Source organism: Photorhabdus sp. HUG-39 (assembly GCF_963878365.1).
Taxonomy (GTDB): Bacteria; Pseudomonadota; Gammaproteobacteria; order Enterobacterales; family Enterobacteriaceae; genus Photorhabdus; species Photorhabdus kayaii.
In genome coordinates this window covers 39,595-54,854 of record NZ_CAWNWY010000011.1, presented here as the reverse complement: position 1 = coordinate 54,854, position 15,260 = coordinate 39,595, and the positions used below count along the sequence as shown (strand labels likewise).

Below are 15,260 nucleotides of genomic sequence, written 5' to 3'. Positions count from 1 at the left end.
TTCGCAACCGAAAAATATTCGCAAAAGAGTAACATTTTCCTTATCAATTTTCTGTGGACGGAAGTCAAAGTAAGATAATTATCTGACTGAGTGAAACTATGACTGGTTATAATAAATAGATAATTGTTGTTTATAGTAAACATAGTTATGATTAGCTTTGAAATATTTTGGGCTCATTTCATATCTTCTTTTTTGGTGGCTCGGTGTTGTAGTGCCAAGGTAGTGCCAAAATAGTAGAGGATCACATTCATTTTTAAATTAATTAATACAGGTGTCTTCATCCATGCGATTGGATAAATTTTTGTCACAACAACTTGGTATCAGTCGGAATGACGTAGGGCGCGAGTTGCGTGCGGGGCGTATCACTGTTGATGATGAGATTGTAAAAACGGGAGCTTATAAATTAACTCCAGAGCAACAGGTCATGTTTGATGGTTCATTATTGGAACAGCAGCAAGGGCCTCGTTATTTTATGCTAAATAAACCACAGAGATATGTCTGTTCCACCGATGATCCGATAAATCCAACGGTGCTCTATTTTATTGATGAGCCGGTAGCGCATAAATTACATACCGCGGGTAGGTTGGATATGGATACTACGGGTCTGGTTTTGCTAACTGATGATGGTCAATGGTCTCATCGTATTACTTCCCCGAAACATCATTGTAAAAAAACATATCTAGTCACACTTGAATGTCCAGTTGCAGCAGAAACGGCAGATAAATTTCTTGCAGGTGTGCAACTTAATGGTGAAAAAACAGTGACAAAACCCGCCCAGCTGGAAATTCTGGAGCCTCAAGTAGCCCGTCTGACGATTAGTGAAGGGCGTTATCATCAGGTAAAACGTATGTTTGCAGCGGTAGGTAATCGGGTAACCTCGCTTCATCGTGAGCGAATCGGTGAAATCATCTTAGCTCCTGAACTGGAGCCAGGAGAGTACCGATCATTAACTGAGCAAGAAATTGCCAGTGTCACTCTTCTTTAATCCTGGTTTTAGTTAATTATTTAAATTATTGGAGCAATATACGTGCAACAACAACGATCATCCTATTTGGGACTGATTTTAATCCTTGGGCTACTTTCTATGTTAATGCCCCTTGCCATTGATATGTATTTGCCGAGTTTGCCGACTGTTGCCGAGGATTTCGGTGTAGATAACGGACAGGTTCAGATGACGCTGAGCAGTTATATTCTTGGCTTTGCCATTGGTCAGATGGTATATGGTCCAATGGCTGACAGTTTGGGGCGTAAGCCGGTTATTCTGGGTGGGGTTACTGTATTTGCTCTAGCTTCAGCTGCGTGTGCAATGGTTCAGAATATCGATGATTTTATTTATATGCGCTTTTTGCATGGATTCTCCGCCGCCGCAGCGGGTGTTGTCATTAATGCGCTAATGCGAGATCTGTTCACCAAAGACGAATTCTCGCGTAGCATGTCTTTTGTGATATTGGTAATGACCATTGCCCCATTAATTGCTCCAATTCTTGGTGGCATGATAATGATTTGGTTCACCTGGCATGCGATTTTCTGGAGTATTGCGGTGGCTTCTGTTATTGCTGTATTCCTTGTCGCTTTCTTTATAAGAGAGACTTTGCCAAAAGAAAAAAGACAAAAATTTCATCTTCGTACAACCGTAAGCCAGTTTATTATGTTATTTCGCCAGCGTCGTGTATTTTGCTACATGCTTGCCAGCGGTTTTTCATTTGCGGGAATGTTCTCTTTTCTCAGTGCAGGGCCATTTGTTTATATTGAGTTGAATGGTGTTTCGCCCCAGCACTTTGGTTATTACTTTGCGCTTAACATCGTATTTCTGTTTGTGATGACGACAATAAATAGTCGCTATGTCCGGCGTTTTGGTGCGTTGAAGATGATGTATTTTGGTTTGAGTGTGCAGCTTATGATGGGGATCTGGTTGTTACTGTCTACCGCGCTCGATTTTGGCTTTATTGCTCTGGTCATCGGTGTTGCAGCTTATGTATGTGGTATTGCAATGATTACATCCAATGTCATGGCAGTGGTTTTAGATGATTATCCACATATGGCCGGAACGGTGTCTTCATTGGCAGGTACAGTTCGTTTTGGTATTAGTGCTTTGGTTAGTATATTACTTGCTATGTTACCTGCACGTAATGCCTGGCCAATGGTTGGTTCTATGGTTTTATCTGTTATTTTGGCTGTGTTGCTTATTATATACGCAAAAAAGCGGCGATAAATAAAAACAGAAGGCTGTTTTCATGTGCAGCCTTTTCCTTCAAAAGAAAATTAGAATAAGCGAAAAATATTTTTGATGATGTTGTCTGGTTATAATTTTATGTGAGATTGTTGAGGTTTTTTTATTCTAAAATATATGTCTACTTTCGTTGATATATTCTTGATTGACAAGGGTAAGATTTAATCTCTTTTATTAAAGATAACCAATTAGAACAAAAAATTATGCTATTTTTTGTTATTCTAAGATTTGCCATTAAGTAACGAGGTTGTAATAGCTTTGTAGTATTAGCTGCATTTTCTGTATTACTAACATTATCATTAAAAACGATAATGTTAGTAAAGAGAATATTTTTCCTGAATATTCAGGAAAATTGAAAAATTGGTTATGCATAATATACCCTATGGATTTCAAGATGCATCGCGACGTCAAGGGAGTTTATTTTTTTATTATCGCTGTTGTGTATTTGCTGATTTTTATATTCCTATTGAGCTGAGAAGCTAACTTTTTACTATAAGGAAATTCCGAAATGTTTTTCCGTGTGAATAAATTGTTATTAATGCATTGATAGTAGTTATAAGTCATTGTTGTATTTTTGTTAAATTAAAAAATATTAAACGGCGTTATCATTAGGTTTTCATTAATTATACCTTATAAAACACATTGTTATCTATTTGTTTTTACAGTTCTTATTTGATTTTTATGTTAAGGTATTGAGTTGAAAAAATAAAATATGTAAACAATCATTAAACATAAAGTTGGGTTTTTGCATAAAAATTAGTTGAGTTTTCTTTAAAAAAAGTATAAATATATGAGAAATGAGAGATTGATCTCACTTTTTCTAAGGTGAAATTTGGAATTAATGTAATACTATAAACACAAATTTAACTTTTCGTTTACCTTTTTTGGGGGTTAGTTATTCGGTTTTGGCGAGTAGAACACCTGAAGATAGCCGCTAACTTTAACTTTTGTATCTATGTTCTTTCAGGTAGGAATGATTCGTGAATAATATTCAGCTTTCGGTAGTACATCGGCTGCCGCAAAGTTACAAGTGGTCACCCGGTTTTGTGGGTATCAAAGTTGAGCCGCTTCCGGTTGATGAAGTGAATGCAGAAAGCAGCCTGATGGGGTTGAAGTTACTCAGCCACGAAGACGGGGCTGCGTGGAATATTATGCAAAAATTACAGCAATCACTTGCTGATATGCAAATTGGAAGCACTGTGATTGAGTTGGAAGGTCAGCCGTGCTTATTTATTAATAGTGAAGACGAAAGTGCGGTTATGTGTCGTTTGAAGACACTTGGCGCAGCCATTGCTGAAAAGATAACAGCGCTTTATCCATTTTGATATATACCCAATGGATTTCAGGATGCATCGCGACGGCAAGGGAGCGAATCCCCGGGAGCATGGCGAACGATGTGACCGGGGTGAGTGAGTGCAGTCAACAAAGAGGCAACTTGAAAGATAACGGGTATAAACGCGAAAAGCGCTTCCTTTAATGGGAGCACTTTTTTGCGGGCAAGGGAAAAATTTTTAGCCGTTAGGTGCCATATTATTGCTGATGACCCGGCGACCACCATAATAACGTTTGCTCCAGTATGTACTGCTTAACCTGGAAACGATTACACCATTGCTAGTAGAGGCATGAACAAATTGGTCATTGCCAACATAGATGCCAATATGCCTGGTACGGGCACCTGTCTTAAATAAAACTAAATCGCCAGGGCGTAATCTTGAACGGTCGATTTTTTTGCCAATATTTTGTTGTTCAAATGTTGAACGTGGTAGTTCCATGCCAAACTGGTCACGGAAAGTACGTTGAACAAAGGCAGAACAATCTATACCGCGTTTAGTATTGCCACCGAGTCGATAGGCAACTCCTTTCCAGCCATTGTATTGGCTAAGAATTTTGGATTTTATGTCCAGATTACGAACGAGTGCTTCGAATTCATCCTGAGACGCTTGAAGTAAGAAGCCGTTCTTACCATTTACTGCATGCGTATCAGTTTGTGTGTTACGAAACCTTGATGAATCTGGTGAGCTGCACGCGGATAAGGTGATCGCTACGAACAGCGCGGGTATCAGCCGCGTAATGTATCTCAGTGCCGGTTGAGACTTGACCATTATTTTTGTTTTCCCTTGCTATCCTTACCTTAGTTGGTCGCTATTATTGAAAAATATCAAACGCTTCAAAGCCTGGTGTTAGAAAAAACAATGAGTAAACAACGCGCTTGGTGAAAAAACGCGTCTGATGCCACGTTTTATAACGATATTTACAATAAATGTTATCCAGATCGAGAGTACAGAAACAATCAGGAAAAGGCGAGTATTTAATGACATAATTTACAAAAAATTAGATTTCTAAAGGGGAGAGATCAGGAGTGTTGCTAATTTATGTGGGTTTTATGAACTATTAGGAAGGTTAAATACCTTCCCGATATGATTCAGTAAAATAGAGTTTATGGGAAAGATCTTAAGTTGGGCGACCAATTTGCGGTAGATTCTTATCCAACCAGTTAATCATTATGTCACTTAATGGTGTTAATAATAGCCAACTTGTTCCAATTAGCACCAGAGATAAAGAACCGACTGCAATATCAGTAAACCAGTGAGCTCCTGCCATGATGCGAGGTAACGCAAATATTACCATAATGAGTAATGCAATACAGAATGCTCTGCCTGAGATATATCGAAGAATAAAGCAGCTGAAAATCAGGAGCATTAATCCGTGATCACCTGGAAAGCTATCGCCTGATGCATCTTTTGTTACCAGATTGGTCATTTCGCTAATACGATTGATATGATCGAAGGTTAATGTTGGGCTTGGACGGACAACAGGGAGTAGATGACCGATTTGGTTAAGTATAATTGCGCTTATTATCATGACCAAACCAATCATGAATAATCTGCGTTTGCCATCGTAATTCTGTTTACGAAAAGTGTTGTAATACAGCAATCCCATACATAAAAGTGAAATGACATCGAAGGCCCTGATATTCACAAATGCTACAAATTCTGTGAATGTTGAGCCTGATATTAATTTCTCATTAAAGAAGTAGAAGATTGCAGAGTCGATCTTGAGCCAGAAACCATGATGCTCTGGTAAATACCAGGAGAGAAATAAAGTGATACCTAACAGGTTCAGTATAAATATGGCAAATGGGTGACTGCGTGTCATGGGAGACCTATTTGTTAAAAATAAGATAAATGGTAACTAAACTTACAATTATGTAGGTTAATATAACAAATATTGAGTAATAATGTCACAGTTCTTAATCATAAGTTAATTTGTTGTTGTTTATCTACTTTGGTAACTATTCCTGTTCAATTCCATGGATTTTATTGAGTGATGTTGGGGTGTTTAAGGTTGTAAATTCTTAATTTATTGAAAATTACTTCTGATAATTCTAATATTGTAAGATATAAATATCTTAATCAGTTTTAATCGCTAAAAATCATAAATAAACAATGAAAATAGCCGTTACCAATACATAGACTCAGAAATTTTTCCGATTTCTAGATTGATTTCATTTTTGGAAATCGCAGCGAATGATGCTGTTTTATGGAGGGGGCTTTATGTCTATGTTTCGGGTTATAATGGGTTGTTTTTTCCTAATGATTTCTGGTCTTGTCAATAGTGAACCAGAAACAACATCAAATACAGGGGTTATTCGCTTTTCTGGTGCGATCGTTGAATCACCGTGTCGTTTTGATTGGCGTGATAACTGGGCTGACACCACTTGTTGGCGAAAAGGACATAAGATTACCCAACGACAAAAGCTCGATTTGCAAAATGATATTTATTTTTATTTACCACACCAAATGGGGATAACAGAGATTAAATGGATAAAAGGAAAAGAGAAAATTGGCGTTGTTACAATTTTCTATAATTGATGTTAAGAAAAGTTTTACATGTTATTTATTCAATGTTTAATTGAAGATGAGTCGGGATTTTATCTGCCATTGCTAAAATGAATGAGTGACAGATTTATATTATATTTTATTTTGGAATTTAAATTATGCCCAAATGTTAATGGAAAGTAGCTGACTAATTTAATGAATGGAATAAAATAAAAAGTGAGTTACCCTGTTTTATACCGGGTAACTCAGAATTAGCTAATATTATTAATCGCAACGCCCCATATAACGGCGTTCTGCAATATGAATACGGATTTTTTCCCCGCTACTGATATATTCAGGTACTTGCACGGTAAGTCCGGTGCTCATTTTGGCTGGTTTTGTTCGTGCACTGGCTGAAGCGCCTTTAATTCCAGGGGCTGTTTCTTCAATAACCATATCGACTGTTTGTGGTAGCTCAAGGGCAATGACTTGCCCCTCTATTGTCAGAACTTGCATACCAGGCAGGCCACCTTCAGGAATAAATAACAACTCTTCTTCGATTTGTTCCTTTTTAAAGTGATAAGGTGTGAAATCTTCATCATCCATGAAAACATATTCATCGCCATCAATGTAGGAAAAGTTAACGCTACGACGAGTTAGGTTGATCGTATCAAGGATATCATCGCCTTTGAAACGTTCTTCCACTTTTTGACCGGTGCGGATATCAGTAAAGCGCATTTTATATAATGTGCTAGCTCCCCGGGCGCTTGGTGCTTGAATATCAATATCTTTAACCAGCAGTAACTTACCATTATAACTGACGGCGCTACCGCGTTTAATTTCATTGGCTTTAGCCATATGTAACCTTCCATAAAACCACAAGAGAATAATCGGCGACAAAATTACTCGCAGTCAAGACATTAGGCAAGTAGGGATTAAAAAACCCCACTGTTTTTTTACATTGGGGTTGTAGTAAGAATGTTTTATATATCAACGATACACAGGTAATAAATCAAGAGAGGACAAAATATGAGCTATAGCATTTATCAAACCAAACAGAATGACGAACCCAATGAGGAATTTCCCTCCTGGCGCTCGGTAACTGGCTTCAGGAAAGCGCTGGCGACTTGCCCGGGCCATGAGTGCTGGAATAATGACAGCCCAGATGGTTGCAGCGAATCCAGCAAAACCAATGGCATATAGAAAACCATTGGGGAACAGTAAAGCTAGCGCTGTTGGTGGAATAAATGTCACTAATGCAGATTTTAACCGGCCGGGGCTGTTATCTTTAAAACCGAAAAAATCGGCTATGTAATCAAATAGCCCTAAGGAGACACCAAGAAATGAACTTGCTAATGCCATATAAGAGAAGGCATTTAGAAGCTGGTGAACGGTTTTGCTGTTTGTTGTATTATCCATGTGTTTTAATAAATCACCGATATTCCCGCCATCAGCAATAATCTGTTTGAATGCTTCGCGGGGAATATTTCCCTGAATGACATATTGCCACAGGATATAAATAGCTAATGCGATTAATGTGCCTAATAACAGGCTGCGAATAACGGCTTTTCTATCTTTATGATAATATTTTACTAAACTTGGGATGTTACCGTGATATCCGAATGAAACGAGTAAATAGGGCAGAGCGGCTAAAGCGTAAGATATATAACTTGTTGTCGTGTCATTTGATATAGCATCCGTCTGATTAAACAGAATGACATATTTCACTTCGGTAAACATGCCACCAACGGACATAAAAAAAGTAATAACCATACCGCCGATCAAAATTGTGCTCAAACGATCGACAGCTTGAGTCGATAACCAGACAATAAATGCAACGATAAACGCGAAAATAAAGCCAGCATTTGCCTGTGATATCGAAATAATATTTTTAAAATTATGGGCAATAATTGAGCCACCCGCTGAAATGTAGGCGTAGGTTAATATATAAAGTACGAATGCAATAGAGATGCCATTGATTGCATTCCATCCTTTACCGAGTAAATCTTTAGTCATGGTATGGAAGCTTGCACCTGATGGGTAGTTCAGGTTGGTTTCTAGTATCATCAAGCCGGAAAAATACATACACACCCATGTGTAAACCAGCAGAATAATGGAGCCAGTAAACCAGACACCGGAAGTTGCCACAGGAGTAGAGAACATTCCTGCACCGACAGCAGTTCCGGCAATTATCATTGCACCACCCAGTATGGGAGGGCGCTTTAAACTCTGGGGTGTCTCGATGGACATATTAACTCCTGCTGGCATATTGTTTCTTTGTACTAGCTTAAAGATACATTTTTGTCTATAGAGTGTAAATAGATGTCATAAAGGATTATTTGAAATTGAACTAACATAAGTTAGTTCATTCGGTAAAATAAAATTTATTTTCTTGCCACATTTTTATTGCATTCCGGCTAGCTTCAAAATGAGGTTCAGGAAGATTATCGGGATCGCCCCACATAAACTGTTCACATTTTTCTGGTTCCATCAATTTTGGTTCACCACCTGGATGTTTTGCCAGTAAACATACTGAAATAGTATGTTTTCCTTCTTGTTGGTAAGTTTGAAGGTTATTACAAATACCGTAGACCTTTGGTGATTTAATCGTCAGACCCGTTTCTTCTTCAATTTCACGGATTGCACATTGCTCAAAAGTTTCTCCGTCATCAACATGACCACCAAAGATTGACCAGTATGGAGCATGTTTACTGCTACGTTTTCCGAGTAATACTTGACCATATTCGTTCACAATAACTACGCCAACACCCACAATGACAGACATTTGGTTTATTCCTTTCATCTAAATTTCAATAAATTAGCAATTCTTTTTGAGAAAAATTCAATGCTATTCTTATCTGGAAATCAATTTAAGACAACGATCAATAACGATCAATAAAGTACGGAATTTAACTGAAACGATTCAATTTTAGTGATATAAAGTGATATAAATAGAACTGAAAATGCGTAGTAATGATGATGACTATACCCTATGGATTTCAAGATGCATCGCGACGGCAAGGGAGCGAATCCCCGGGAGCATAGCTAACTATGTGACCGGGGTGAGTGAGCGAAGCCAACAAAGAGGCAACTTGAAAGATAACGGGTATATCTATTTAGGAGACATCGGGTAAATATGAGCCGTAGAGTTGCCACTATCACCCTAAACCCTGCTTATGATTTGGTAGGATTGTGCCCGGAAATCGTCAAAGGGGCGATCAACCGAGTGCAAGCCGCTGGACTACATGCTGCTGGGAAAGGCAATAATGTTGCTAAGGTTTTGCGTGACTTAGGTATTGATGTCACGGTGAGTGGTTTTTTGGGTAAGGAAAATCAGGAAGGATTTCAACAATTCTTCAATGAAAATGGTATGGTAAATCGTTTTCATTTAGTACCAGGCAGAACACGGATTAATGTCAAATTAACAGAAGAAAGCGGTGAAGTGACAGATTTTAACTTCACTGGTTTTTATGTCGGTGAAGCTGAATGGTCGGGATTTGTTAATGATTCGCTTTCATGGCTTGGACAGTTTGATATGGTTGTTGTGAGTGGTAGCTTACCGGTTGGTGTCTCTGCTGAATCGTTTACCGACTGGATGACCTGTCTACGTCAACTTTGTCCTTGCATTATTTTTGACAGCAGCCGTGAAGCATTGGTTGCAGGGTTAAAAGCATCCCCTTGGTTAGTGAAGCCGAATCGCCATGAGCTTGAAGTATGGGCGGGGCGTCTGTTACCTGAATTATCCGATATCATCATAGCGGCACATCAACTTAGGGATCAGGGAATTGCTCATGTTGTCATATCATTGGGTGAGCAGGGAGCATTATGGGTTAATGCGTCTGGAGCATGGTTGGCGAAACCACCACATTGTAAAGTCGTCAGCACTGTTGGGGCTGGTGATTCAATGGTTGGTGGCTTGGTTTATGGTTTGCTGATGCGGGAATCCAGTGAACATACGTTGCGATTGGCGACCGCTGTATCTGCACTTGCCGTTAGCCAGCCTAATGTTGGTATCAGCAATCGTACTGAATTAGCTGCCATGATGGCTAAAGTTGAACTGATACCCGTTAGATAATGCTTTAATTAAAGAATAATTAATTTTGTTGTAATTTCAGCCAGGCAATTTCTTGTGGCCAAATATCTGGGTTTATTGTTTCAAGGATGAGTGGAATACCATCAAAACGAGCATCTTTCATAATATAACTGAAAGGTGTTTTACCAATATTTCCTTCTCCAAGGCTATGATGTCGGTCAACACGGCTGGCGAATTCACTTTTGGCATCATTTAAATGCATTCCGCATAAATATTGAAAGCCAACAATTTTTTCAAGCTGTTGAAAAGTTTGTTTACAAGCATCGTTTGTACGTAAATCGTAGCCAGCAGCAAAGGCGTGACAGGTATCAATACAGACACCCACTCGGTTTTTATCTTCAACTCCATCAATAATTGCTGCCAGATGTTCAAATTTGAAACCCAGATTAGTGCCTTGACCTGCCGTATTTTCGATAACAGCAATGACTCCCTGGGTTTTATTGAGAGCAATATTGATAGATTCCGCAATACGCGCCAGGCATTTATCCACATCTATTTTATTGAGATGGCTGCCAGGATGGAAATTCAATAAATCGATCCCTAATTGTTCGCAACGTTGCATCTCATCAATAAAAGCCAGTCGGGATTTTTCCAGTGCTTCAATTTCTGGGTGACCAAGATTAATCAGATAACTGTCGTGAGGGAGAATTTGTCGGCTACCATATCCATAACGTTCACAATTTTCTTTAAATTTATCGATAACGTCAGCGGCTAAAGGTGGAGCATGCCACTGGCGCTGATTTTTTGTAAATAGGGCAAAGGCGGTCGCTTTTAGTTCGTGCGCCCGGATAACTGCTTGATCAACTCCACCGGCAGCGCTGACATGTGCTCCAACAAATTTCATATTTTTCTCCTTCTTACTTTACGTCATTATGGCATTGTTCAATCACTCTATGAACCTTAAGAACGGAAAGGTTATATACCCGTTATCTTTCAAGTTGCCTCTTTGTTGGCTGCACTCGCTCACCCCGGTCACATCGTTAGCTATGCTCCCGGGGATTCTCTCCCTTGCCGTCGCGATGCATCTTGAAATCCATAAGGTATATGCTGTTGAAATAAAATTTCTCCGGGTGGATTCTGATCAGCCAAACAGATGTTGAATGCCAAGATTGATCAAAAGACCACCCGCCATCAGCCATACAAACAAAATTAGAGCCAATAAAATGGGTTTAAATCCGGCCTGACGGATGGCACTTACATGAGTAGTTAAACCCAGTGCCCCCATTGCCATAGTAAGCATAATAGTATCAATATTAATCAGAGAATTAATTATTGCAGCAGGTAGTAAATTGAAAGAGTTAAGACCTGCTATTGCAATAAAAATCACCGCAAACCAGGGGATAGTCATTGGTGTTTTCTCCTGATGGTTTCTGCCATTTTTAGTGTGGGCACGGCTAATGTAACGGGATAATAACAACAGGAATGGCGCCAACATCATAACCCTGATCATTTTACTGATAACGGCTGCGTTTTCCGTTTGATCGCTAATAGCATGCCCAACAGCAACAACTTGAGCAACTTCGTGAAGGGTGGAACCAGTAAAGATGCCGAAAGTTTCCTGAGTAAGTGGTAACCACTGATAAAGCTCATTGAGTTGATAAAACCACGGATAAATGAAAATAGCGATAGTGCCAAAGATGACAATTGTCGATACCGCAACAGCAACTTTACTGGCAGGGGCATTCACTACTGGCTCTGTTGCCATAATAGCTGCTGCGCCGCAGATACTGCTGCCGGCACCAATTAGTATCACCGTTTGCTGGTCTAATCCAAAGAGTGATTTGCCTAGCCACATTGCAATAAAGAAAGTGGAAGACAACATAGCAGCATCAATCAGAAGGCCGGTAATGCCAACATCGGCAATTTGTTGAAATGTCAAACGGAAGCCATAAAGAATAATACCTGCCCGCAGAAGATAATGTTTTGAGAAATGAATACCTTCATCACAATAAGGTTTGAGTAAAGGATAAACAGTATTACCGGCAATGATCCCTGCAAGGATCGCCAGTGTTAATGTGCCCAGTCCCATATTAATAAACCACGGAATATTGCCAGCATATATTGAAATTGCAGTAAGTGTTGCCGCTAATATTAACCCAAATATTAATTTCATACCGGGAATAGATGATTGTTTGCTGAATTTTTTGGCACGAATGTCAGACATAGATGTTTCTCACTTTGCTTATATGTTTTAAACATAAGCATATAGCAGACTAATTTATCAGTAAAATTGATAATATTTTTATATATAATCGAAAAAATTGGTAAGAAAGTGGATTTTTGTTAAGTTGTCTATTGCCGTATAAAATTAAAACAAGCTAATTTTGACTGACACCATATTTTGCGGGGCAATATGCACATCACATTGAGGCAGTTGGAAGTTTTTACTGAGGTATTGAAAAGCGGTTCAACGACGCAAGCCTCTCAGCAATTGGCACTATCTCAGTCCGCAGTGAGTGCCTCATTAACGGATCTGGAAAGCCAACTTGGCGTACAGCTTTTTGATCGGGTAGGAAAGCGATTGGTGACGAATGAACATGGTCGTCTACTCTATCCCAAGGCGTTGGCATTGCTAGAGCAAGCAGGGGAAATTCAGCAGTTATTCAAACAGGAGTTAGGAGCGCTACGTATCGCTGCCAGTAGCACCATTGGTAATTATATGTTGCCGGAAATGCTGGCAAATTATCGTCAGGATTTTCCTGATACGCCGCTAGAGTTAAATATCAGTAATACGCAGGATGTCATCAATTCTGTGCTGGAATTCCGTGTTGATCTTGGTTTGATAGAAGGTTCCTGTCATAGTCCTGAATTGATAACTCAACTATGGATGGAGGATGAGTTGGTTATTTTTTCTTCTCCTGAAAATCCGCTAGCTAAACAGGATCTAAAATTGGATGATTTAGTTAAGGCATTATGGATATTAAGGGAGAGGGGATCGGGTACAAGAGAAGTGCTGGATCATCTGTTGTTTGCCCATTTACCTGGGTTCAAGATTTTGATGGAATTGGGAAATTCTGAAGCGATAAAACATGCGGTCAAATTTGGTATGGGCATCAGTTGCTTGTCCAGACGAGTCGTTGCAGAGCAATTGCAAAATCGTACTTTACTGGAGTTAAAAGTGCCAGAATTAAGACTTTTCAGAACATTGTACCTGATTCATCATCGGCAAAAGCATATGTCTATCGCACTGCAAAAATTGCTCAGTTACTGCCGGTAAATTTTACGTTTTGTTTAAAATCCAAAATTAGCTGTATTACTTATAATTTTCTCTAAATTATGAAGGTATCTTATAACAGTGCTTCCTCGCTATTTTGATAGTGAGGATTTGTTACAATCCGCCATCAGATTTATTTGCAGCTAACAGGAACAGAATGTCTCAACAACAAAAAAGTGTTTCCCTGAAACCAGCAACGCAACATTTGCGACGTGAATTGAAAGCTCGGCATCTGGCGATGATTGCCGTTGGCGGATCAATAGGCACTGGGTTATTCGTGGCTTCAGGTGCGACAGTTTCACAAGCAGGGCCTGGCGGAGCATTACTTTCCTATGCATTAATTGGCTTGATGGTTTATTTCCTGATGACCAGTTTGGGTGAACTGGCCGCTTATATGCCCGTTTCCGGTTCTTTCTCAACTTACGGTTCCAAATATGTTGAAGAAGGGTTTGGTTTCGCTCTGGGTTGGAACTACTGGTACAACTGGGCGGTGACTATCGCGGTGGATTTGGTTGCTGCCCAATTGGTTATGGGTTATTGGCTGCCGGATATGCCGGGTTGGATCTGGAGTGCGTTATTCCTCGCGCTGATTTTCCTACTGAATTTTATTTCAGTGAAAGGATTTGGTGAAGCTGAATACTGGTTCTCTTTAATTAAAGTCAGCACGGTTATTGTTTTTATTGTGGTCGGATTACTGATGATAGCCGGCATCATGAAAGGGGCAGAAGGTGCTGGATGGCATAACTGGACTATTGGTGATGCACCTTTTGCCGGTGGTTTCTCTGCCATGATTGGCGTAGCAATGATAGTTGGGTTTTCTTTCCAGGGAACTGAGCTAATTGGCATTGCGGCGGGTGAGTCAAAAGATCCGGCAAAAAATGTTCCCAGTGCTGTACGTAAGGTATTTTGGCGTATTCTGCTATTCTATGTTTTTGCGATCCTGATTATCAGTTTGATTATTCCTTATACTGATCCAAGCCTACTGCGTAATGAGGTCGGTGATATTAGTGTTAGTCCGTTTACGTTGGTATTTGAAAACGCTGGTTTGTTATCCGCCGCAGCTATGATGAATGCGGTTATTTTGACGGCTGTGCTGTCTGCGGGTAATTCAGGTATGTATGCATCGACTCGTATGTTGTTCACATTGGCAAAAGAGGGTAAAGCACCGAGGATTTTTGGCAAATTATCCAAAGGTGGTGTACCGCGTAATGCCTTGTATGCAACGACAGTGGTTGCTGCGTTGTGTTTCCTCAGTTCAATGTACGGTAACCAGACCGTCTATCTGTGGTTGTTGAATACTTCTGGGATGACCGGTTTTATTGCATGGTTGGGGATTGCTATTAGCCATTATCGTTTCCGCCGTGGTTATGTAGCTCAGGGGTTGGATTTAAGTAAATTACCTTATCGTTCAGGATTTTTCCCGGTTGGTCCAATCTTTGCGTTTGTTTTGTGTCTAACCATCACGTTAGGACAGAATTATCAGGCATTTCTACAAGATAAAATTGACTGGTATGGTGTAACTGCAACTTATATTGGTATTCCACTATTCCTGTTGATTTGGTTTGGTTACAAATTAGTTAGGAAAACTCACTTTATCAAATATAGCGAGATGAAATTTCCTGATATCACGAATCAGTGAATGTAAATACGTTAAATCGTGATTAACAGGTCGGTAGGAATCTTTGAAAAAATTCCTACCGGCTTGGTTTTATGGTTTTTTTAATTCGATTCACGATTAATTTATTATTATCTTAATGTTTTATTTATTTGAGTAGATAAGCCGTTTTTGATAAGAAATTAAAAGAATACACTCATTTTGTGATCAAATAGGTATTTTTTATTTTTCATAGTGTTAATTCATGCAATTAATCACGTAATTTACCAAAATTTGTGTAGATCATATTG

At 39.4% G+C, this 15,260-nt stretch carries 16 protein-coding genes; 9 read left to right on the top strand and 7 right to left on the bottom strand.

Going from position 1 to position 15,260, the window contains the following annotated elements:
* The first annotated feature begins 283 nt into the window (after nucleotides 1-283).
* The 4 genes from rsuA (at nucleotide 284) to AAC155_RS09475 (ending at nucleotide 3,707) form a co-directional block, all read left to right on the top strand.
* On the top strand, nucleotides 284-985 hold the full coding sequence (gene rsuA / locus AAC155_RS09490) for a 16S rRNA pseudouridine(516) synthase RsuA (RefSeq protein WP_113041927.1): 702 nt from the start codon (nucleotides 284-286) through the stop codon (nucleotides 983-985).
* Nucleotides 986-1,027: 42 nt separating this feature from the next.
* Nucleotides 1,028-2,212, top strand: coding sequence for a Bcr/CflA family multidrug efflux MFS transporter (locus tag AAC155_RS09485; protein WP_113041926.1), 1,185 nt, complete (start codon nucleotides 1,028-1,030; stop codon nucleotides 2,210-2,212).
* A gap of 998 nt (nucleotides 2,213-3,210) precedes the next feature.
* Complete coding sequence (locus tag AAC155_RS09480; protein ID WP_113041925.1) at nucleotides 3,211-3,555, top strand: YejG family protein; 345 nt, start codon at nucleotides 3,211-3,213, stop codon at nucleotides 3,553-3,555.
* Nucleotides 3,552-3,707, top strand: coding sequence for a hypothetical protein (locus AAC155_RS09475; RefSeq protein ID WP_158536531.1), 156 nt, complete (start codon nucleotides 3,552-3,554; stop codon nucleotides 3,705-3,707). Before AAC155_RS09480 ends, AAC155_RS09475 begins: the two co-directional genes overlap by 4 nt.
* A gap of 34 nt (nucleotides 3,708-3,741) precedes the next feature.
* Here AAC155_RS09475 and mepS read toward each other — a convergent pair whose 3' ends face one another.
* Both mepS and AAC155_RS09465 read right to left on the bottom strand, forming a co-directional pair.
* Nucleotides 3,742-4,332 carry a bifunctional murein DD-endopeptidase/murein LD-carboxypeptidase gene (gene mepS / locus AAC155_RS09470; RefSeq protein ID WP_113041924.1) on the bottom strand — a complete coding sequence of 197 codons (591 nt, stop codon included), beginning with the start codon at nucleotides 4,330-4,332 and terminating at the stop codon, nucleotides 3,742-3,744.
* A gap of 349 nt (nucleotides 4,333-4,681) precedes the next feature.
* Complete coding sequence (locus tag AAC155_RS09465; RefSeq protein ID WP_113041923.1) at nucleotides 4,682-5,386, bottom strand: phosphatase PAP2 family protein; 705 nt, start codon at nucleotides 5,384-5,386, stop codon at nucleotides 4,682-4,684.
* Between the two features lie 398 nt (nucleotides 5,387-5,784).
* Between AAC155_RS09465 and AAC155_RS09460 the strand changes: the two genes are divergently transcribed.
* Entirely contained in the window at nucleotides 5,785-6,102 is a 318-nt protein-coding gene (locus AAC155_RS09460; protein ID WP_229015602.1) for a hypothetical protein, read from the top strand.
* Nucleotides 6,103-6,333: 231 nt separating this feature from the next.
* Here the strand turns inward: AAC155_RS09460 and yeiP are convergent, their stop codons facing one another.
* From yeiP to AAC155_RS09445, 3 genes are all read right to left on the bottom strand, one after another.
* On the bottom strand, nucleotides 6,334-6,906 hold the full coding sequence (yeiP, locus tag AAC155_RS09455) for an elongation factor P-like protein YeiP (protein WP_112878518.1): 573 nt from the start codon (nucleotides 6,904-6,906) through the stop codon (nucleotides 6,334-6,336).
* Nucleotides 6,907-7,038: 132 nt separating this feature from the next.
* Nucleotides 7,039-8,298 (bottom strand): tryptophan permease, encoded by a 1,260-nt coding sequence (gene mtr / locus AAC155_RS09450; RefSeq protein ID WP_113041922.1) that lies wholly within the window; start codon nucleotides 8,296-8,298, stop codon nucleotides 7,039-7,041.
* A 115-nt stretch (nucleotides 8,299-8,413) separates the two neighbouring features.
* A complete protein-coding gene (locus AAC155_RS09445) occupies nucleotides 8,414-8,833 on the bottom strand; it encodes a nucleotide triphosphate diphosphatase NUDT15 (RefSeq protein ID WP_113041921.1) in 420 nt (139 codons plus the stop codon).
* A gap of 178 nt (nucleotides 8,834-9,011) precedes the next feature.
* Between AAC155_RS09445 and AAC155_RS09440 the strand changes: the two genes are divergently transcribed.
* Together AAC155_RS09440 and fruK are read left to right on the top strand one after the other, a co-directional pair.
* Nucleotides 9,012-9,182, top strand: coding sequence for a hypothetical protein (locus AAC155_RS09440; RefSeq protein WP_158536530.1), 171 nt, complete (start codon nucleotides 9,012-9,014; stop codon nucleotides 9,180-9,182).
* A 2-nt stretch (nucleotides 9,183-9,184) separates the two neighbouring features.
* Nucleotides 9,185-10,123 (top strand): 1-phosphofructokinase, encoded by a 939-nt coding sequence (gene fruK, locus AAC155_RS09435; protein WP_113041920.1) that lies wholly within the window; start codon nucleotides 9,185-9,187, stop codon nucleotides 10,121-10,123.
* 19 nt (nucleotides 10,124-10,142) lie between these two features.
* Here the strand turns inward: fruK and nfo are convergent, their stop codons facing one another.
* Nucleotides 10,143-10,985, bottom strand: coding sequence for a deoxyribonuclease IV (gene nfo, locus AAC155_RS09430; RefSeq protein ID WP_113041919.1), 843 nt, complete (start codon nucleotides 10,983-10,985; stop codon nucleotides 10,143-10,145).
* A gap of 237 nt (nucleotides 10,986-11,222) precedes the next feature.
* Nucleotides 11,223-12,305 carry a YeiH family protein gene (locus tag AAC155_RS09425; protein WP_113041918.1) on the bottom strand — a complete coding sequence of 361 codons (1,083 nt, stop codon included), beginning with the start codon at nucleotides 12,303-12,305 and terminating at the stop codon, nucleotides 11,223-11,225.
* A gap of 189 nt (nucleotides 12,306-12,494) precedes the next feature.
* Here AAC155_RS09425 and yieE point away from each other — a divergent pair, with 189 nt between their 5' ends.
* Both yieE and AAC155_RS09415 read left to right on the top strand, forming a co-directional pair.
* Entirely contained in the window at nucleotides 12,495-13,358 is an 864-nt protein-coding gene (gene yieE / locus AAC155_RS09420; protein ID WP_113041917.1) for a DNA-binding transcriptional regulator YeiE, read from the top strand.
* A 154-nt stretch (nucleotides 13,359-13,512) separates the two neighbouring features.
* A complete protein-coding gene (locus AAC155_RS09415) occupies nucleotides 13,513-14,994 on the top strand; it encodes an amino acid permease (protein ID WP_113041916.1) in 1,482 nt (493 codons plus the stop codon).
* Nucleotides 14,995-15,260: the final 266 nt, after the last annotated feature.

What these genes read in the sequence shown, in the direction of transcription:
- AAC155_RS09415 (WP_113041916.1), top strand. Translation starts at nt 13,513, where the DNA reads ATGTCTCAACAACAAAAAAGTGTTTCCCTGAAACCAGCAACGCAACAT.
- mepS (WP_113041924.1), bottom strand. Translation starts at nt 4,332, where the DNA reads ATGGTCAAGTCTCAACCGGCACTGAGATACATTACGCGGCTGATACCC.
- AAC155_RS09425 (WP_113041918.1), bottom strand. Translation starts at nt 12,305, where the DNA reads ATGTCTGACATTCGTGCCAAAAAATTCAGCAAACAATCATCTATTCCC.
- fruK (WP_113041920.1), top strand. Translation starts at nt 9,185, where the DNA reads ATGAGCCGTAGAGTTGCCACTATCACCCTAAACCCTGCTTATGATTTG.
- AAC155_RS09460 (WP_229015602.1), top strand. Translation starts at nt 5,785, where the DNA reads ATGTCTATGTTTCGGGTTATAATGGGTTGTTTTTTCCTAATGATTTCT.
- yeiP (WP_112878518.1), bottom strand. Translation starts at nt 6,906, where the DNA reads ATGGCTAAAGCCAATGAAATTAAACGCGGTAGCGCCGTCAGTTATAAT.
- rsuA (WP_113041927.1), top strand. Translation starts at nt 284, where the DNA reads ATGCGATTGGATAAATTTTTGTCACAACAACTTGGTATCAGTCGGAAT.
- nfo (WP_113041919.1), bottom strand. Translation starts at nt 10,985, where the DNA reads ATGAAATTTGTTGGAGCACATGTCAGCGCTGCCGGTGGAGTTGATCAA.
- AAC155_RS09440 (WP_158536530.1), top strand. Translation starts at nt 9,012, where the DNA reads ATGCGTAGTAATGATGATGACTATACCCTATGGATTTCAAGATGCATC.
- AAC155_RS09465 (WP_113041923.1), bottom strand. Translation starts at nt 5,386, where the DNA reads ATGACACGCAGTCACCCATTTGCCATATTTATACTGAACCTGTTAGGT.
- mtr (WP_113041922.1), bottom strand. Translation starts at nt 8,298, where the DNA reads ATGTCCATCGAGACACCCCAGAGTTTAAAGCGCCCTCCCATACTGGGT.
- yieE (WP_113041917.1), top strand. Translation starts at nt 12,495, where the DNA reads ATGCACATCACATTGAGGCAGTTGGAAGTTTTTACTGAGGTATTGAAA.
- AAC155_RS09445 (WP_113041921.1), bottom strand. Translation starts at nt 8,833, where the DNA reads ATGTCTGTCATTGTGGGTGTTGGCGTAGTTATTGTGAACGAATATGGT.